The organism is Vibrio marisflavi CECT 7928 (assembly GCF_921294215.1).
GTDB lineage: Bacteria > Pseudomonadota > Gammaproteobacteria > Enterobacterales > Vibrionaceae > Vibrio > Vibrio marisflavi.
On the sequence record NZ_CAKLDM010000002.1, the window covers coordinates 338,763 to 357,088 of the forward strand.

General features: G+C 42.4%; 15 protein-coding genes and 1 other RNA gene. 10 read left to right on the plus strand and 6 right to left on the minus strand.

Going from position 1 to position 18,326, the window contains the following annotated elements:
- Positions 1-3 precede the first annotated feature (3 nt).
- Positions 4-1,488, plus strand: coding sequence for a sodium:solute symporter family protein (locus tag L7A31_RS08300; protein ID WP_237361048.1), 1,485 nt, complete (start codon positions 4-6; stop codon positions 1,486-1,488).
- A gap of 72 nt (positions 1,489-1,560) precedes the next feature.
- On the opposite strand, the gene L7A31_RS08305 is transcribed toward L7A31_RS08300, so the two are convergent.
- Entirely contained in the window at positions 1,561-3,753 is a 2,193-nt protein-coding gene (locus L7A31_RS08305; protein WP_237361049.1) for a sensor histidine kinase, read from the minus strand.
- A 198-nt stretch (positions 3,754-3,951) separates the two neighbouring features.
- Between L7A31_RS08305 and L7A31_RS08310 the strand changes: the two genes are divergently transcribed.
- The 4 genes from L7A31_RS08310 to rlmF all read left to right on the plus strand — a co-directional run bounded on the left by L7A31_RS08310 (position 3,952) and on the right by rlmF (position 8,077).
- A complete protein-coding gene (locus L7A31_RS08310) occupies positions 3,952-4,836 on the plus strand; it encodes a DMT family transporter (RefSeq protein ID WP_237361050.1) in 885 nt (294 codons plus the stop codon).
- Positions 4,837-4,991: 155 nt separating this feature from the next.
- Positions 4,992-6,062, plus strand: a complete 1,071-nt coding sequence (gene ansB / locus L7A31_RS08315; RefSeq protein WP_237361051.1) for an L-asparaginase 2 — start codon at positions 4,992-4,994, stop codon at positions 6,060-6,062.
- Between the two features lie 82 nt (positions 6,063-6,144).
- A complete protein-coding gene (locus L7A31_RS08320; RefSeq protein WP_237361052.1) occupies positions 6,145-6,915 on the plus strand; it encodes a rhodanese-like domain-containing protein in 771 nt (256 codons plus the stop codon).
- 121 nt (positions 6,916-7,036) lie between these two features.
- On the plus strand, positions 7,037-8,077 hold the full coding sequence (gene rlmF, locus L7A31_RS08325) for a 23S rRNA (adenine(1618)-N(6))-methyltransferase RlmF (protein ID WP_237361053.1): 1,041 nt from the start codon (positions 7,037-7,039) through the stop codon (positions 8,075-8,077).
- 393 nt (positions 8,078-8,470) lie between these two features.
- On the opposite strand, the gene ssrA is transcribed toward rlmF, so the two are convergent.
- Together ssrA and smpB are read right to left on the minus strand one after the other, a co-directional pair.
- Positions 8,471-8,838, minus strand: a transfer-messenger RNA (tmRNA) gene (gene ssrA, locus L7A31_RS08330).
- Between the two features lie 77 nt (positions 8,839-8,915).
- Positions 8,916-9,401 (minus strand): SsrA-binding protein SmpB, encoded by a 486-nt coding sequence (gene smpB / locus L7A31_RS08335; RefSeq protein WP_237361054.1) that lies wholly within the window; start codon positions 9,399-9,401, stop codon positions 8,916-8,918.
- 264 nt (positions 9,402-9,665) lie between these two features.
- Between smpB and L7A31_RS08340 the strand changes: the two genes are divergently transcribed.
- A complete protein-coding gene (locus L7A31_RS08340; RefSeq protein WP_237361055.1) occupies positions 9,666-10,097 on the plus strand; it encodes an SRPBCC family protein in 432 nt (143 codons plus the stop codon).
- Positions 10,097-10,453, plus strand: a complete 357-nt coding sequence (locus L7A31_RS08345) for an RnfH family protein (RefSeq protein WP_237361056.1) — start codon at positions 10,097-10,099, stop codon at positions 10,451-10,453. The genes L7A31_RS08340 and L7A31_RS08345 overlap by 1 nt, the downstream gene beginning before the upstream one ends.
- A gap of 73 nt (positions 10,454-10,526) precedes the next feature.
- Here L7A31_RS08345 and bamE read toward each other — a convergent pair whose 3' ends face one another.
- The 3 genes from bamE to nadK all read right to left on the minus strand — a co-directional run bounded on the left by bamE (position 10,527) and on the right by nadK (position 13,720).
- Positions 10,527-10,892 carry an outer membrane protein assembly factor BamE gene (gene bamE, locus L7A31_RS08350; RefSeq protein WP_237361057.1) on the minus strand — a complete coding sequence of 122 codons (366 nt, stop codon included), beginning with the start codon at positions 10,890-10,892 and terminating at the stop codon, positions 10,527-10,529.
- Between the two features lie 69 nt (positions 10,893-10,961).
- Complete coding sequence (recN, locus tag L7A31_RS08355; protein ID WP_237361058.1) at positions 10,962-12,626, minus strand: DNA repair protein RecN; 1,665 nt, start codon at positions 12,624-12,626, stop codon at positions 10,962-10,964.
- 209 nt (positions 12,627-12,835) lie between these two features.
- Positions 12,836-13,720, minus strand: a complete 885-nt coding sequence (nadK, locus tag L7A31_RS08360) for an NAD(+) kinase (protein ID WP_237361059.1) — start codon at positions 13,718-13,720, stop codon at positions 12,836-12,838.
- A 150-nt stretch (positions 13,721-13,870) separates the two neighbouring features.
- Here nadK and grpE point away from each other — a divergent pair, with 150 nt between their 5' ends.
- The 3 genes from grpE (at position 13,871) to dnaK (ending at position 18,284) form a co-directional block, all read left to right on the plus strand.
- Positions 13,871-14,488, plus strand: coding sequence for a nucleotide exchange factor GrpE (gene grpE / locus L7A31_RS08365; RefSeq protein ID WP_237361060.1), 618 nt, complete (start codon positions 13,871-13,873; stop codon positions 14,486-14,488).
- Positions 14,489-14,836: 348 nt separating this feature from the next.
- Complete coding sequence (locus tag L7A31_RS08370) at positions 14,837-16,111, plus strand: dicarboxylate/amino acid:cation symporter (RefSeq protein ID WP_237361061.1); 1,275 nt, start codon at positions 14,837-14,839, stop codon at positions 16,109-16,111.
- A 250-nt stretch (positions 16,112-16,361) separates the two neighbouring features.
- Positions 16,362-18,284 (plus strand): molecular chaperone DnaK, encoded by a 1,923-nt coding sequence (gene dnaK / locus L7A31_RS08375; protein WP_237361062.1) that lies wholly within the window; start codon positions 16,362-16,364, stop codon positions 18,282-18,284.
- Positions 18,285-18,326 lie beyond the last annotated feature (42 nt).

The following is an 18,326-nucleotide window of genomic DNA, read 5'->3' on the forward strand; positions in this document are numbered from 1 at the left end:
CTTATGGAAGCTCATTCATTTGGCGCACTCAATTATGTAGCGCTGATAGTATATCTGGCGGCTATTATGGCTGTGGGTGTGTATTTTGCTAAGCGACAGAAATCCTCTGATGACTACTTCAAAGCAGGAGGAAGGATCCCTGGCTGGGCTGCTGGAATCAGTGTGTTTGCTACAACTCTAAGTTCAATTACCTTTATGTCTATTCCAGCCAAAGCATATACTGGTGATTGGACTTTTCTTGTTGGGCAATACATGGCCATAGCAGTACTTCCAGTGGTCTTTTGGTTCTATATTCCATTCTTTCGTAAGCTTAACTTAACGTCAGTGTATGAATATTTGGAGCGCCGGTTTGATGTGAAAATGCGCCTATTTGGCAGCATTTCTTTTATGCTTTTTCATATTGGCCGCATCTCAATCATCATTTACTTAACTGCACTAGCGTTAATGCCATTTGTTGATATTAGCCCGCTGACTATCGTGTTCTTAATTGGTGTTCTTTGTATTGTCTACACGTTTATGGGCGGCATCGAAGGTGTGATATGGACTGATGTGATTCAAGGTATCATGCTTTCTATCGCGGCCATTTTAATTTTCACGATGATCTGTTTTAACGTCGATGGAGGCATGTTCAAAATCTTTAGTTTTGCTGCAGAACATGACAAATATTTTCCTGCCGATAAGTTTGCTTGGAGTTGGACCGATAGTACTGTGCCTGTGTTATGTATTGGCTTTTTCTTTGCGGCGCTACAGCAGTTTACTGCCAGTCAAGATGTCGTGCAGCGTTACATCGTGACTGATAATATTGAAGAAACGAAAAAGGCGTTGATTACCAATGCTAAGTTAGTGGCTTGTGTGCCCATTTTCTTCTTTGCAGTTGGGACAGCACTATACGTTTATTACATCCAGAACCCAGAGCTGCTTCCTGCTGATTTCAATACTGGTGGCATTCTTCCATTCTATGTCATCTCGCAAATGCCAGCAGGTATTGCAGGTATCATTATTGCTGCGGTGTTTGCTGCATCACAGTCGAGTATTTCGAGTAGCTTGAACAGTATCTCTGCTTGTTTTACTTCAGATATCTATGAAAAGCTCAGTGATAATCCTAGCTCAGAGCAAAAGTTGAAAGTAGGGCGATTGCTAACGGTTATCGCTGGTGTGCTAGGTGTTTGTGCATCGACTTATTTGATTTATTCCAACGAGTCTGAAATTTGGGATGCTTTCAATAGTTTACTAGGTCTAATGGGCGGACCGATGACTGGCCTATTCATGCTGGGTATATTTGTAAAACGTGCGAATGCGTTAGGTGCTCTATTTGGTGTTGTAGCAAGTGTTGTCACTGTCGTGTGCCTACGTCAATTTACCGATCTTAATTTCTTCTTCTATGGTGTATTTGGAACGATTGTCGTTGTCATTGTAGGCTACATAATGTCGTTATTCAGTGCTCAGCCGAAAAGCCAACATACCGTAGAGTTAACTGTAGGCCGATAAGTCAATTTATAAAAACCAGTAGGTCAAACGATGTTAGCCCAAGTATTAAGGTGCTTGGGCTGTACACGTATCTTACTTACTTGCTGATACTTTCAAAGGCAAGACAACCCTAAATGTACTGCCTTCCCCCTCTTCACTGGTAACCGTTATCTCTCCTTGCAATAGTTCGGTAATTAGGTTGTATACAATATGCAGCCCGAGCCCTGAACTACCTTGCCCTAGCTGGGTTGTGAAAAATGGATCGAATATTTTCGGCAGTTTTTCGGCAGCGATGCCTTTTCCGTTATCGATTACCTCTATACAAACTTTATCGTTTTCATCTTCATGACAGTTTATCGTAAGTGTTTTTTCGGAGCCTTCAACATAGGCATGTCGCACTACGTTATTGATCAGCCTGACTATCACGTCTTTAATAGCATCAGGAAAGCTTTCCATAGATAATTCACTTGGGTAGTTTTCGGTAAGCTCAATACCATGCTCGGTGAGTTGCGGTACGACATTCAGTTCCAACTCGGTGAGAAGACTTGGTAAATCGAAATCAGCCACTCGATAATTAGATTGTTCAACAGATATTTGCTTGAAGTTATTAATGAGCTCTACCGCTCTGTGTAAGCTTTTATCGAGTAGGTCTGCACCTTGCTGAATTTGATTAAAATATTCTTCTATTTGTTGCTGCTCAATGTTTTCGTCAGCTTGTCGATATTCAGAGACAATATCCTTAATCGAACTAGAGATAGTAATTGCGTTACCGACAGGAGTGTTGAGTTCATGGGAAATACCTGAAACCAACGAACCAAGTCCTGCAAGTTTTTCTGAGTGGACAAGCTCCTCCTGAGTCTGTCGCAAAGTGGTAAGTGTAGATTGCAGCTCAACCGTTCTTTTCTGGACAAGCTTTTCAAGGTCTTTACTATGTTGGTTTATGGTGCGCAAATGCTCTTGTCTTTCTAGCTCTGTTTTGGCAACGCAGTTAAACCAATATCGCCATTTTAACGGGACTTTCGGTATTTCTATGTTGCTCGCTCGTGGTAGTTCTTCCACAAACTGAGCTAGCATAAGTGCGGGTCTACTAAATCGCCAATGCTGATGTAACACGACAAAAAATAGAATAGCTGCAAAAGCGAAACCGGTAATTAAGTAGGGCAGTATGCTTTGTATGATATAGCTATTCATCTCTGTTCGAGAAATTTCTAGCACCAAACTCCATGGTGTTCCAGCTAATGGATAGGCATACCAGTATCCACCTCTTACTGATTGTATCTCATCGCTATTAACCATATGGGCTTCACCAGAGGCGGTTAAACTCAGCACTTGTTCGTGCTTGATGGATTCTTTGGCGTCTTTCAAAGCTCCCCGGCTGTCACCAATCACAAGGCCATTTTTATCGACAATGGCCAAATGCCCAATAGCGAGCTCCTTTTGCGTTAGGATGCTGTCCAATGCTTTTAAGGTAATATCGGCACCTACGGCACCAATAAACTTAGCGTCGCTGTAGACAGGCTCAAGTAGTGAGACCATCATGCCCTTGCCACCCGCATCCAAATATGGACTTGTCCATTGGTGCTGTTTGCTTGGGTTGGACTTTTCAGAGACTAATTGTACTGGAAAGGTTCCTCCAGCTTCGTAAACAATATCCAAAGCAGCATCCATATCCGTTGTGCCCGTTGCATCAAGCAAAACTTGATAGGGTAATCCAGCATATAGAAGTGAATAGCGCTTATTGGCATCGTAATAATAACTCCACTGAAAGTCTTTATGTAGACGGTGCGTTGTTACTATCTCGGGCATCATCGACAGGAGCACTGACACGTCAGTTGAGATATCACCAGATCCGGAGCGCACGTAAATTTGCCCTACCTGATTTTTTAGTGACTCAGGGAGATTTGTCCAAGGTGCAAATTTTGGGGAATCGGGAGATTGCAAAAATAAGTACTTTGCTAGGGCATAGTTGTAGGCTTTTTCTGGATAGCTACGATGAGCCTCCAGTGCCTGCCTCATTTTGGATACATGGTTAAGAGAGACGGATACCGCGTTATCAAGCGTAATCAAGGTCTGCTGGGCATTTTGTCTATCTTCATTGATGACACGTTTTTCTGTCTGCTTACCAAGATAAAATGCATTACCGAATGTAATGATCATAATGAGCACAAGCCCACCATAGAGGATCCAATAATATCGGCGTATCAAAGAGGTTGATGCGAGCGAAGATTCTGTGTGCTTTTTTCCCGCTTCCACGGCTGGCTTTTGCTGAACGTCATCCCTGTCCATCAATATTCTCCAAATAGAACTGAATCTACATCCCTGTTCTATTGAGTATATACCCACTTTTAGCCAACACCATGGATAGCGAGTATTTATTCAAATCTAAGATAGTAGCTGGAAATGCAGGCGTTAAGCGTGTTGGGATCGTTGGATACTTGCACCGATTTTTCAGAGTGATTGGGTAAAGCCAGTCGCTTTGCTACGATGATAATACCAGACATTTTATTGAGTCATGCTGCTTTGGTTATCCTTCAAACATTTGTTGTTATGCTTGCCTTTGCGGCAAACTCTCTTCTGTGCCGAGCTGCACTGTCAGCCCAATTGATTGATGCTGGGAGTTTTACGTTTATTCGGTTAGCTTCAGGAGCTATGACGCTACTGTTATTAATGTGTATCTACAAGAGAAGGAAGAAAAGTAACGAAGTGGGCTCTTTGAAAGTGAGAGGCTTTCGAGGTGTGAGTTTGTTTGGTTATGCATTATTTTTCTCTTACGCTTACATCTCTTTAGCTGCGGGTACTGGTGCATTATTACTCTTTGGCACGGTACAGCTAACTTTGCTTGCGCTTTCCTACCTCCAAGGTTATCGCTTTTCTAAGCTTGAACTTACGGGGATTGTCGTATCTGTTGTAGGATTTGTGCTACTGGTTTTACCTTCAGCAGAAAAGCCGGAACTTTTGCCTGCATTACTAATGATTTTGTCTGGAATATGCTGGGCTTGGTTTACACGGTTAGGGCAAACTGCCTCTTCACCTCAATTGTCCATAACTGAAGGGTTTGTAGTAGCAAGCGTTCTAAGCTTACTGATTTTGCCATTTGCATCCTTAGTAAGTGCTTCACTCGATGGTATCGTTCTCGCTATATTGTCTGGCAGTATTACCTCAGCGATGGGGTACTTCTTATGGTATCGGATATTACCCAAAATGCTGCTTTTGCATGCATCAATTGCCCAGCTTTCTGTGCCTGTCTTCGCTATCGCAATGGGTTATGCGTTCTTAGGAGAGAAGACATCAGCTACTGAATTGTTGTTAAGCGGCACGATACTGATTGGTATAGCGGTGACCTACCTTGGCAGAGCGTCTAAAGATTAAAAATTGTTCATTCAAACATTAAAATGAGCTTTCGCATTGCATTGATAAATAATATTTTATTTAGCGGTAATCCGAATAGATAGTCACGGATTTTCGCTGTGTCTTAGAGTAGGTTGTGGTGGAATTTAGTAATCTTTAAATAGGACGAATTAAAGATGTTCATACCCTACAAAAATGTAAAAACCATTCTAATTACACTTTCTCTTCTGTTTATCACCAACCTGTCATTCGCTGCTGGAAAACCCCATATTGTGATTTTGGCTACAGGCGGAACCATTGCTGGTGCTGGAAATTCTGCTACTCAATCTGAATACACTGCAGGTCAACTAGGAGTAAATCAGCTAGTTAAAGCTGTGCCGGAAATTAACAACGTGGCAGATATAACCGGTGAGCAAATTTCAAATATCGGTTCTCAAGATATGAACAATGCCGTTTGGTTGAAGTTAGCGCATCGAGTTAACGAGCTACTAGCCAAACCAGATGTCGATGGTGTTGTCATTACTCATGGCACTGACACTATGGAAGAAACGGCTTATTTTCTAGATCTTACCGTTCATAGTGACAAGCCTGTTGTATTGGTGGGAGCCATGCGACCTGCAACCGCGATGAGTGCTGATGGTCCTAAAAATCTCTATAGCGCAGTAGTGACAGCGACGGACAAGCAGTCTCAAGGCCGTGGTGTTTTGATAGTAATGAATGATTTGGTACTCAGCGCTCGTGGTGCTACGAAGTTTAATACCACTGGAGTACAAGCATTCAAGTCACCAAACTTCGGTCCTTTGGGGCGTGTTCATGACGGTAGAGTTGAGTATCAAGGAACTCGACAAACCATACATACTAGCAAGTCTATTTTTGACGTTAGCAAGCTTAAATCTCTACCTAAAGTTGCGATTGTCTATAACTATGCCGATGCTTCTCCACTTGCCGCTAAAGCATTTATTGGCGATGGCTATCAAGGAATAGTTTCTGCTGGTGTAGGTAATGGCAATATGAATGAACAAATGCTTGCGACATTAAGTCAAGCTGCCGATAAAGGAGTAATGGTTGTGCGTTCATCAAGAGTTGCTACCGGGCCAACTACACTCAATGCTGAAGTCAATGATAGTAAATACCACTTTGTTGCAGCAGGCACTCTCAACCCCCAAAAGTCTCGAGTGTTGCTTATGCTAGCGCTAACCAAAACCGATAACTATAAACAAGTACAAGAGTATTTTGGTGAATATTAACATTCAGTTCTAGAGGAAAAGCTCGCCAGTCATATCCTGTCTATACTTAATCCGATAGAGGCTATTGAGTAAGCAAAGAAGCATGGTAAGACTGGTTATCGCTTTATTATCAGTAGTGACCTTTTCCGGGCTCACTACTGAATTTCCGAACCGAGTGAGTTACCCAGATGTTCAAGTTATCAATATTGATGAATTACATACTCGGCTCGATGAGGTAAATATAATCGATGTAAGATCTAAGCTTGAGTTTGATGTTATACACATCACCGGATCCAAGCATATTCCTATGGCGAATATAGGCTTTGAGAGTGCGGTAAAAAACTTAGCGAGCACTGAGAAAACGCTTGTTTTTTATTGTAATGGTATTGAATGTATCAAGTCTTATACTGCTGCGCAGAGAGCGGCGGCTGTGACTGACAACATAGAGATATTGGCATTCGATAGCGGCGTTCTGCAATGGGCACAATCTCACCCTAGCCACACAATGCTATTTGGTAAGACGCTAAATGCCACAAATAAGCTCATCAATAAAGAAAAGTTTGAACAGCATTTATTAGATGTAAAAGAGTTTGAGCAAAAGGCACAGCAAAAGGGCGCAATACTCATTGATGTGCGAGAGCCCATTCAAAGAAATCAAACAATCCTCAACCAGTTTTCTTCAAGAACCATCCCTTTTTATAAGTTTGATGACGTCTTTAATTGGGCTCAAAAAGACCAGACACTTCTCATATACGATGCGGTAGGCAAACAAGTCAGGTGGCTACAATATCTATTGGAATCTAAAGGTTTTAACAATTACTACTTTTTGCAGGGCGGGGTAGAAGGGTATTTGAAAGGCTCTAATTCATCCTGAACGTAGTGGTTATATTTCAAGTGGTCGAGTTAATCTACATTTAGACTTTGTATCATCGGTTGTCTGGAAACGAAAGCCAAAAAAGGTCACAATGGCGCGTTTTTCAACGGAAGCCTGTCACATGAGCCAAAACAGAAAGCCGACTCAACCTAAGACGGTAGCAAAATCACTCCCTGAAATAAAAATCACTAAGGTAAACTCTCCTAAGGGACTGCATGCGCGCAATAAACACCAAGGCCGCTATCATTTTCCTGAGTTAGTTAAAGTATTGCCCGAACTTAAACGGCATATCACCACTAATCCTGCGGGCGAACAGACGATTAACTTTTCCGATCCGTTGGCGGTAAAGTTATTGAACAAAGCACTGCTTAGTCGATTCTATCAAGTCACAGAATGGGATATTCCTCAGGGGTATCTCTGCCCACCAATTCCGGGTCGAGCGGATTATATTCACCGTGCGGCAGAATTACTCAGTAAAGATGGTATCGATGTCTCCAAGGTAAGAGCACTGGACATTGGTGTTGGAGCAAACTGTATTTATCCCATCATTGGTGTATGTGATTATGATTGGCACTATACAACAAGCGATGTTGATCCTATTTCGATAGACAATGCAAATCAGATAATCCGTAGCAATTCTGTGTTAAAGGATAAGGTGGAGTGTCGATTACAAAAAAACAGCCGCTATTTATTCCAAGACATTATTCAGCCGGGCGAAACTTATCACATTACCACCTGCAACCCTCCCTTTCATAAGTCTCTAAAAGAGGCCCAGCAGGGGACACAACGAAAGCTTAACAACCTTAATGCCAATCGAGCCAAGCGAAGTAATGGCCTTGAAAAGCAGCAGAAAAAAGCTCCTCAGTCCCAGCCTGCTCTTAACTTTGGTGGGCAGAAAGCTGAACTGTGGTGTCCGGGTGGTGAAGCTGAGTTTATTAAGAACATGGCCATTGAGAGTCGCAAGTTTTCACAGCAGGTGATTTGGTTCACCACACTGATCTCCAAGAAAGACAATGTGCGATGGATGCAAAAGCAATTGAAAAAAGTCGGCGTACGAGAAATTCAGATTGTAGAAATGAGCCAAGGGCAGAAGATCAGCCGATTTGTTGCCTGGACATTTCACAGCGCCCAACAACGCCAGCGTGGTTTGTCTAAATTCTAGAGTCTAAAGAAAGAGTGAGCACTTAATACTTATTTAGGCTGCTCGTTGCAATCTGAACGCAAAAACGAGTGTACCTTCCAGTGTACCTAAAACTAAAGACGTCAATGGACGCGAAAACATGTCATTTTTTGTTAACACAGTGATTTTTAATTTTAAAAGTTACAAATACGCTTAGGGCAGCCTTAGACTTTGAATTGGCGAGAGGCTTGTTTCGCCTTGATGTAGTACCTAATCCTTGGACTCTAAATGGGTACTACATTAAGTACTACTTTAAACGTTTGTTATTACTGGCTATTTTGAACCTTCTGTGGAACCAATAATGAAGTTACCTCTTGGTTCTATTGGATTTTAGATACAAAAAAAGACGCCCTAGGACGTCTTTAAATGTTGAATTGGTGGAGCTGGCGGGAGTTGAACCCGCGTCCGAAAACCATTCATCTTTGGTACTACATGCTTAGTCGATCTTTAATTTCACCACCCAACTGCGAACCGACACGCGACCGAATGGCTAACCTGAATTAAATCTCACGCTTCATCTCTCAGGTGGGAGAATCCACGCCAGCTTGATTTGGTTTGATCTCTCGTGATTCCCCGTCTTACAAGCGGAAGCTAGGGCGAGAGAGCTCTGAGCAGGTTATTAAGCTGCTAGTGCGTAGTTTTCGTCGTTTGCGACTATTTTTTTGCGGTTTGTTAACGAGGCCTACCGCACCTCGGCATGCACCTCAGACTGCAAAATTCCCGTCGAATCCTAAATCAGCCCCAGGTAGAACCAGCATAGTACCAGAATTGCGTACCCTGTCTATAACTATGCGGTAACTATATGTTTAAGTGGTCAAGATTAACGCAATGAGCTCTTCATGACGCGAGCTTTTTGCCTTTGCCAATCTTTGTCTTTCGCATCATCACGTTTGTCATGAAGCTTTTTACCTTTTGCGACACCAATCTTTATCTTCACCCAAGAGCGAGACCAATATAGTGATAGTGCAGCAAGCGTCATACCTTCGCGGTTGATACGGCCAAATAAGTTGTCTAATTCGCGGCGTGATAGTAGTAATTTACGCACGCGTGTTGGATTAGCAACCACATGAGTGGACGCTTGGTTAAGAGGAGTAATCGTCATCCCACTCACAAAAGCTTCACCATCACGCATAAAGACATAACTTTCTGCAATATTGGCTTTACCTTGCCTTAGTGATTTGACTTCCCAGCCTTGTAGCTCCATGCCTGCTTCGATTTCATCATCAATGAAATACTCGTGGCGAGCCTTTTTATTTAGCGCGATAGTGTTACTACCCGCTTTTGATTTCGATTTTTTCTTTGCCATAATCCCTGCATTATACGACCAGCCTCTGCTTCAGGAAAAGCTTTTATTCTGATAAAGCCCGATTAAATTCATGCTTTAAGTAATTTGCTTAGAGGTTTACCAAAGAGACGTATGTATCTGAGCGGGTGCGTATAGCTTAACGAATGGTTTGTGCGGCCAACGGGATAGAGGGAGTGGAATCTGAGCGTCGTTTAACTGCTAACCTTGAGAGAGGAGCCGTATGTACGTACAATTGGCGAATTATGTCTTTAGCAGGTTACAAATATGAAGCAAGTCACCCGTTCAGCATTAGTATCGTTTAGTGCTGAGCAGATGTACGATTTGGTCAATGATGTGGAAAAGTATCCAGAATTTCTACCGGGATGCTCAGGTTCTCGGATCATCGAAAACGGCGAAGACAAAATGGTTGCATCGGTCGACGTGTCAAAAGCGGGGATCAGTAAAACATTCACTACATCCAATCACCTGATTCCTGGAGCATCTGTGCTGATGAATTTGGTGGACGGGCCGTTTAAGGTGTTAAAAGGTGGTTGGCATTTTACTCCGCTAGATGATATGGCTTGCAAAGTCGAACTGAAACTGGAGTTTGAGTTTTCGAGTAAGCTTGTGGAAATGGCTTTTGGTAAGGTATTTAACGAGCTGACTAGCAACATGGTGAATGCGTTTACGACGCGAGCTAAGCAGGTATACGCTTGATGAGCATTGAAACAAAAATGATTCATGTTGAAGTTGTTTACGCTTTACCTCACGAGCAGCGCGTGCTGACTCTTGCTGTGAGCAGCGAGATGACGGTAAAAGAGATTATTGAGCAATCAGGTGTATTAGCCCAGTACCCAGAAATCAATTTAGAAAAAAATAAGGTCGGCGTGTTTAGTCGAAATATCTCTTTAGATGCAACTGTTAATGACAAGGATCGGATTGAGATTTACCGCCCACTGCTCGCTGATCCAAAAGAAATTCGCCGTAAGCGTGCAGAGCAAGCAAAAACTGCTGGAAGTGCTGACCCAGTTACGGGTGGAAAGCCCAGCTCACTAAGAAAAAGTGAAGCGTAAGCTAGACTGGTAAATCTTTAGTTTTAAAATACGTATAAAAAAGCTCGTGTAAAACGAGCTTTTTTGTGTTCTCTTAACTGGCGGCGTCATCAAAGCTTTTTGATGGCGGATAATCACCAGAAATCTTAGTCAATTTGCCTTGATTATCGAAGTACACGACCAGATCTTTTTGTACAGGAGCTTCATGCCCTGCTGTGTGGCGATAGATATAATACCAGATGTCTGGGTAGCCATTTTCAACCAACATAGGTGAACCCATGACAAAGCGAACCTGATCTTTAGTCATACCAAGTCTAAGCTTATTAACTTCTTTTTGCTCTACATAGTTGCCTTGGTTGATGTCAATGCGATAGACAAACCTTTCTAACACAGAGCAGCCTGATAACGAGAGCAGAGATACTGATAGTGGAATAGCGATAAGCCACTTCTTTAATTGCATACTTGGTTTCTTTCTTGGTCCATAAGTCTGGGCTGATAATAAACAAGCTAGCGGCCAAAGTAAAAAACTTTAAGCCGCGATAACTAGCTCTTTCGCATTTGCTAAGGTGGACTCAGTTATTTGGCTACCACCAAGCAACCTTGCCAACTCAGTAATACGTTGATTGTCATCCAGTAAGCGCATTTGAGTTTCAGTCATGCCATTCTTTGTTTGCTTAGCCACAAACAATTGCTGGTGACCACAACCTGCAACTTGAGGAAGGTGCGTTACACAGAGTACTTGCGTTGAGTTGCCTAATGTACGCAGCATTTTGCCCACAACAGCAGCGGTTGGGCCACTGATTCCAACGTCGACTTCATCGAAAATTAGACTCGGAGTGTCGACCTTTTGCGCCGTGATCACCTGAATGGCTAAGGATATTCGAGACAGTTCACCACCAGAGGCAACTTTCGCAATTGGTTGCATTGGTTGGCCGGGGTTAGTACAAACCAAAAACTCAACATTGTCGGTACCTAAAGCACTTGGAGAAGAAATCTGCTCACTGACTTCTATACAGAATTTAGCTTTCTCCATGCTAAGTTCGTGCATGCTTTGACTAATGAGTTTGTTGAGCTCTTTGGCATATTTTTGGCGAGACTTATTGAGCTTTGTTGAGGTATCCAAAAAAACTTGCTGTTTGAGTTCAACATCTTCTGCAAGCTGTTCTAGTTTTTCGTCCGAACAATCTAGCGCTTCAATTTGAGAGTGCAAATCTTGATGGTGTTGGTAGAGCTCTTCTGGCGCGACATGGTGCTTGCGAGCCATAGACATGATCTTTGAAAAACGCTCTTCCACGAATGCCATTCTCTCTGGGTTTACCTCTATGTTGTCCAGATAGTTACGCAACTCAGTGTTAGTTTCTTCTATGTGGATCATGGCTTCAGCAAGCATATTTGGCAGCTCTTTAAGCTTTTCATCAAGCTCAGCTAACTGGACTAAATATTGGCTAGCCGTTTGCAAAACGCCAAGAGCATTCACATTTTCACCTTCATAAATAAGCTCAATTGTTTGTTGGCAGTGGCTAGCAAGTTCTCCACTGTTTGCGAGGCGTTTATGTTCAGCATCTAGCTCAGAAAACTCCGTTTCACCGACAGCTAGCTCATTGAGCTCTTTGACTTGGTATTCAAGGAGTTGCTTTTGAGCCAAATTTTGTTGGCTATTTTCTACGAGTTGTTTAAGAGTATTTTCTGCTCTTCGCCATGTTAAGTAGGCTTGTCGAGTATCATCAAGTAACGCGGTATGTCCGGCATACTGATCCAACATTGATAGTTGATGTTCAGGTTTTAGCAATTGATGATGTGCATGCTGCCCATGAATATTGATTAGCAGTTGACCAAGAGACTTTAGTTGAGAAAGTGGGACTGGACTGCCGTTGACGAAAGCGCGTGAGCGCCCTTCCTTGGTGATAGTCCTTCTAAGCAGGCACTCATCACCATCAAGTAGTTCATGCTCCTCCAGCCAATGTGTTGCGTGGGTGTTATTATCTATTCGGAAGGTAGCACTGACTTCGGTTTTCTCTTCCCCTTGACGAACCATACTGGCTTCAGAACGACCTCCTAAGCAGAGGCTAAGGGCGTCAATGGCAATGGATTTTCCGGCACCAGTTTCACCGGTGATTGTTGTCATTCCTTTGAATAGTTCAAGTTGCAAAGATTTTACGATAGCAAAATTATTAACGTTTAAATGAACCAACATGCTACATACCTGTGTAAATAAACAATACTGTATATTAATGCAGTATATACTGTTTTCATATACAGTAAAGTTCTCGAAGAAAATTTGTTGGCTATGCCTCAAGTAATGTTCAAGGCATCGGTGTTGAAAGAGAGTATTGAAATAGGTAGATAAAAAGTAAATGAGCACCGCGGAAGGTGCTCATTATTAAGGCTTTGTTGTAGTTAGGATTAAAACAGTTTACTTGACCAGCCGAGCTTGTTCCTAAGTACGTGGTAATAACGATAATCTTCTGGGTGAATAAGCCTCAGCTTGTTCGGGCTTTGATAGATAACAACTTCGTCACCGGGAGAGACAGGAAGTGAAATTTGACCATCGCAGCTGATTTCTTGTGTACCATGGTTGTTCGGCGACACAATGAGTTTGATTCTGTTTTTCGCGTCAACCACTAATGGCCTGCTGGATAAGGTGTGTGGGAACATTGGAACCAGCGATATCGCATTTAGGTTTGGCGATAAAATTGGCCCTCCGCCCGATAAAGAGTAAGCCGTGGAGCCTGTCGGCGTTGAAACAATGAGTCCGTCTGATCGTTGTGAGAATGCAAAAGTGTCTTCGATATAAACTTCAAACTCAATCATATGAGCCACTTGTCCTGGGTGCAGAACGGCTTCATTTAGCGCGGCATTGTGGCTCTTTACTTGTCCGTGGCGATGAATTTCTGTTTCGAGCAAGAATCGCTGCTCTTCAATAAACTTCCCTTTGAGTACTTCTTTTAGTGATTGCTGAAAATCTTCTGGATTAAGGTCTGTCAGGAAACCGAGGCTGCCTTTGTTGACACCAATGACAGATATATCGAAGCGTGAAAGTACACGCGCGGCTCCGAGCATATTGCCATCACCGCCAACGACGATAGCAAGGTTAGCTTTCTGGCCAATTTCTAATAAACTCGCGAAGTTTTGTTTTGGGATGTCAGTTAGTACATCGGCTAAGCGTTCATCAATGAAAACCTCATAACCTTCAGAAGATAACCATAAAAATAGCTCTTTGTGAGTCTGAATAGCTTGTTGATCTCGCGGTTTTCCAATGATAGCGATGACTTCAAATGGTTTACTCATATCTTTTCCAATCGAAATAGGCTTGATTCAGGAATCTTCATCCCCATAATAATGGCAAGTTAACCCAATAAATGAAATTTTGGTATCTGGCGATTTGCAAATGTGAAGGTCAAGATACCAATTAAGTTAAACTCAGGAAATATCATTATCATGAGCACCGAAGAAAATAAAGTGAAAGAGGAAGAGCTGAAGTCGCAAGAAGAACAACTGGCTCAAGATGTTGAGCAGGATGTAGAAGTTGTGGGTTCTGAATCTGATATCGAATGGAACGAAGAAGCACAAGTAAGCGAGCAAGAAGCAAAGATTGCTCAGCTTGAAGCTGCGTTGCTATCCAGTGAAGCGAAAGTACAAGAACAACAAGAGTCTGTTCTTCGTGCGAAGGCTGAAGTTGAGAACATGCGTCGTCGTACAGAGCAAGAAATTGATAAAGCGCGTAAATACGCACTAAACAAATTCTCTGAAGAACTGCTGCCTGTTATCGATAACCTAGAGCGCGCTATCCAAGCTGCTGATGCAGAAAATGAAATCGTGAAGCCAATCCTTGAAGGTGTAGAGCTTACACATAAAACATTTATTGATGTGGTAAGTAAGTTTGGCCTAAAAGAAATTAACCCTGAAGGCGAGAAATTTAACCCTGAACTTCATCAAGCAATGTCAATCCAAGAAAGTGCTGATCACGAGCCAAACACGGTTATGTTCGTAATGCAAAAAGGCTACGAGCTAAATGGTCGTGTTATCCGCCCTGCAATGGTGATGGTTTCGAAATAATTGTTTCAAAATGTTTAACTTTCAAAGAGAGGCTTCGGCCTCTCTTTTTTGTTTGTACAATTGTTAAATCTAATAATTTCAAATAATTAAAAGAATTATCATGCATTTGATTAATTAAATTAATGCGCTGAAAGAGCTTTAATTAAGTTCTGCTTTAGTCGACTTAGGTGTCTGATTTTAAATGCTGTTTGAGCTTCATTGAATATTTGTTGTTCACATTTGCTTTATGTATCAAAGATGTAAACAAATGGTTTTAAATGTGCATTTTATGTGTAGTATCTCGTACTCGCACAACATCAACTGCGTTTAAAACACTATAAAAAATGACAAATATTCAGGAGTCGAATTATGGATAAGTCGCTCTCAAGTAAGATTTTTATCGGCTTGTTTGCAGGATTGCTACTAGGTACAGCTATTCAGTATCTATTCAGTAATATTAGTTTTTTTGATACTTATGTCCTCGGTGCAGCGGAAGGCGCTGGAGGTATGTTTGTATCATTGATCAAACTTCTTGTTATCCCTCTAGTATATGTTTCTATTGTATGCGGCATTGTGGAGTTAAAAGATATCACAGCTTTTGGTCGACTAGGTGGCAAGACGTTTACTTTATACATCGTAAACACCATCATTGCTATCAGTGTAGCATTGACCATCGGTATGATTTTCCAACCAGGTGCTGGCGCTAACCTAGCGGGCACTGTGTCTCATTCGGTTGAATTAGCGACTACAGATACGCCAGATATTTTTTCTTTAGTTGTAAACATCGTGCCAAGCAACCCTATCCAGGCGTTTGCTGACGGCGACATGTTACAAATCATCTTCATGGCAATTTTGACAGGTTTGGCTATTCAGGCGTTGGATAAGCGTGGTGGGCCAGCAGTAAACACGTTCAAAATGGCTAACGAAATCATGATGAAGCTAGTTGGCTTGGTAATGAGCCTAGCACCATATGGTGTGTTTGCTTTGATGGTTCAACTTGGTGCGACATTAGATTCACACACACTTCTATCTGTAGCAGGTTACGTTGCGTTAGTTTTAGCAGTGCTTGTATTCTGGATTTTTGTTTTCTATCCAATGGCTGTTGGTATGACGACAAAAATTTCACCGCTTAAGTTTTCACGTGCAACTCGCGAACAGGTGATGTTCTCTCTATCTACTTCGAGCTCAAATGCAACGATTCCGGTAACACTTAGAACGCTAACTGAAAAGCTGAACGTATCTAAGTCAGTAGCTGGTTTTGGTGTGCCTTTAGGCGCGACAATGAATATGTCAGGCGTTTCAATTTATATCACGCTTGCGACCATTTTCGTTGCTAACGCATTTGGTCAGCCGATCAACGCAGCTGATATCTTCACTTTGGGCTTAACAATCTTGTTGCTATCTGTTGGCGCTGGCGGTGTTCCTGGTGGTGGTGTTGTTATGATTGGTGTGTTGCTTCACCAACTAGGCTTGCCACCAGAAGGGCTAGCAATCGTCGCAGCAGTTGACCGTATCTGTGACATGTTCTGTACATCTTCGAATGTGGTAGGTGATACAGCAGTGAATACCATCGTGGCGAAGAGTGAAGGTGAAATTGAGCCTGCAGTAAAAGAACCTCAGCAAGTTGCTCTAAACAACTCTTAATCTCACGATTAAAGTTATAATTATTAGATAGCGGAGGCCTTGTGCCTCCGCTTTGCTTTCTCTGATATGTAGAAAAAATTGGAAGTTTTTTAATTTTGCCCTTGAAAAGTATTTTGTTGCCCTTATCTAAGGTGCATGACAAAAAACAAACAAATCATTTTGTTTGTTAGAAAGGGTTGAAAGCCCGTTCTCCATCCCAATATAAGGGATATAGCAAAATGAAATACAGAATTTATTCGGAGATAGCCTGATGGGTAAAATCATTGGTATTGACTTAGGTACAACTAACTCTTGTGTAGCCGTTTTAGATGGTGATCAACCACGCGTAATTGAAAACGCAGAAGGCGAGCGTACAACATCGTCAATTATTGCATATACAGATGGTGAGACACTTGTTGGTCAGCCTGCTAAACGTCAAGCAGTAACTAACCCAACTAACACGCTATTTGCAATTAAGCGTCTTATCGGTCGTCGTTTTGAAGACGAAGAAGTACAACGCGATATCGAAATCATGCCATACAAGATTGTTAAGGCAGATAACGGTGATGCTTGGGTTGAAGCGCAAGGCCAACAAATGGCTGCTCCTCAGGTTTCTGCTGAAGTACTTAAGAAAATGAAAAAAACTGCTGAAGACTTCCTAGGTGAAGAAGTAAGCGGTGCAGTAATCACAGTTCCTGCATACTTCAACGATGCTCAGCGTCAAGCAACTAAAGATGCTGGCCGTATCGCAGGTCTTGAAGTTAAACGTATCATCAACGAACCAACGGCTGCTGCTCTAGCTTACGGCCTAGATAAGAAAGGCGGCGATCGCACTATCGCAGTATATGACCTTGGTGGTGGTACTTTTGATATCTCAATCATCGAAATTGATGAAGTTGAAGGCGAGAAAACATTTGAAGTACTAGCAACTAACGGTGACACTCACCTTGGTGGTGAAGACTTCGACAACCGTCTAATCAACTACTTAGTAGACGAGTTCAAGTCTGAGCAAGGCATCGATCTTAAGAACGATCCTCTAGCAATGCAACGTGTTAAAGAAGCAGCTGAAAAAGCGAAGATCGAGCTTTCTTCTACACAGCAAACAGACGTAAACCTACCGTACGTAACTGCGGATGCGACTGGTCCTAAGCACATGAACGTTAAAGTAACTCGTGCGAAACTAGAATCTCTAGTTGAAGACCTAGTTCAACGTTCTTTAGAGCCAATGAAAGTTGCTCTTGCAGATTCAGACCTATCTGTTAGCGATGTAACTGACGTTATCCTAGTTGGTGGTCAGACTCGTATGCCTATGGTTCAAGCTAAAGTTGCAGAGTTCTTCGGTAAAGAAGCTCGCCGTGACGTGAACCCAGATGAAGCAGTAGCAATGGGCGCTGCAGTTCAAGGTGGTGTACTAGCTGGTGACGTGAAAGACGTACTTCTACTAGACGTTACTCCTCTGTCTCTAGGTATCGAGACAATGGGTGGTGTAATGACTAAGCTTGTTGAGAAGAACACGACTATCCCAACTAAAGCAAACCAAGTTTTCTCTACAGCAGAAGACAACCAGAATGCAGTAACTATCCATGTTCTACAAGGTGAGCGTAAGCAAGCTATGTACAACAAATCTCTAGGTCAGTTTAACCTAGAAGGTATTCAGCCTGCACCACGTGGTATGCCTCAAATCGAAGTAACATTCGACCTAGATGCTGATGGTATCCTACACGTTTCTGCGAAAGACAAGCAGACTGGTAAAGAGCAAAAAATCACTATCCAAGCTTCTGGCGGCCTAAGCGATGATGAAATCGAAAAAATGGTTCAAGAAGCGGAAGCGAACAAAGAAGCTGATAAGAAGTTCGAAGAACTAGCAGCTGCTCGTAACCAAGCTGACCAAATGATTCACGGTACTCAAAAGCAAATCGAAGAAGCAGGTGATGCTCTTCCAGCGGATGAGAAAGAGAAGATTGAAGCAGCAATCAAAGAGCTAGAAGAAGCGAAGAAAGGCGAAGATAAAGAAGCTATCGACGCTAAAGTTCAAGCGCTAATGGAAGCATCTAAGAAGCTGATGGAAATCGCTCAACAGAAAGCTCAAGCGCAACAAGCTGAAGGCGCAAGCGCTGATGCTGGTCAACAACAAGCGAAAGAAGAAGATGTTGTTGATGCTGAGTTCGAAGAAGTTAATGACGAGAAGAAATAATCTCGTTCAGTTAGAAAGCTAAATTTTGGCTCTCTAATCAAT

Excerpts from the sequence above, each read along its gene's own strand:
- dnaK (WP_237361062.1), top strand. The coding sequence starts at position 16,362 with ATGGGTAAAATCATTGGTATTGACTTAGGTACAACTAACTCTTGTGTA.
- L7A31_RS08310 (WP_237361050.1), top strand. The coding sequence starts at position 3,952 with ATGATAATACCAGACATTTTATTGAGTCATGCTGCTTTGGTTATCCTT.
- recN (WP_237361058.1), bottom strand. The coding sequence starts at position 12,626 with ATGTTGGTTCATTTAAACGTTAATAATTTTGCTATCGTAAAATCTTTG.
- L7A31_RS08370 (WP_237361061.1), top strand. The coding sequence starts at position 14,837 with ATGGATAAGTCGCTCTCAAGTAAGATTTTTATCGGCTTGTTTGCAGGA.
- bamE (WP_237361057.1), bottom strand. The coding sequence starts at position 10,892 with ATGCAATTAAAGAAGTGGCTTATCGCTATTCCACTATCAGTATCTCTG.
- nadK (WP_237361059.1), bottom strand. The coding sequence starts at position 13,720 with ATGAGTAAACCATTTGAAGTCATCGCTATCATTGGAAAACCGCGAGAT.
- smpB (WP_237361054.1), bottom strand. The coding sequence starts at position 9,401 with ATGGCAAAGAAAAAATCGAAATCAAAAGCGGGTAGTAACACTATCGCG.
- ansB (WP_237361051.1), top strand. The coding sequence starts at position 4,992 with ATGTTCATACCCTACAAAAATGTAAAAACCATTCTAATTACACTTTCT.
- L7A31_RS08305 (WP_237361049.1), bottom strand. The coding sequence starts at position 3,753 with ATGGACAGGGATGACGTTCAGCAAAAGCCAGCCGTGGAAGCGGGAAAA.
- grpE (WP_237361060.1), top strand. The coding sequence starts at position 13,871 with ATGAGCACCGAAGAAAATAAAGTGAAAGAGGAAGAGCTGAAGTCGCAA.
- L7A31_RS08320 (WP_237361052.1), top strand. The coding sequence starts at position 6,145 with ATGGTAAGACTGGTTATCGCTTTATTATCAGTAGTGACCTTTTCCGGG.
- L7A31_RS08340 (WP_237361055.1), top strand. The coding sequence starts at position 9,666 with ATGAAGCAAGTCACCCGTTCAGCATTAGTATCGTTTAGTGCTGAGCAG.
- L7A31_RS08345 (WP_237361056.1), top strand. The coding sequence starts at position 10,097 with ATGAGCATTGAAACAAAAATGATTCATGTTGAAGTTGTTTACGCTTTA.
- L7A31_RS08300 (WP_237361048.1), top strand. The coding sequence starts at position 4 with ATGGAAGCTCATTCATTTGGCGCACTCAATTATGTAGCGCTGATAGTA.
- rlmF (WP_237361053.1), top strand. The coding sequence starts at position 7,037 with ATGAGCCAAAACAGAAAGCCGACTCAACCTAAGACGGTAGCAAAATCA.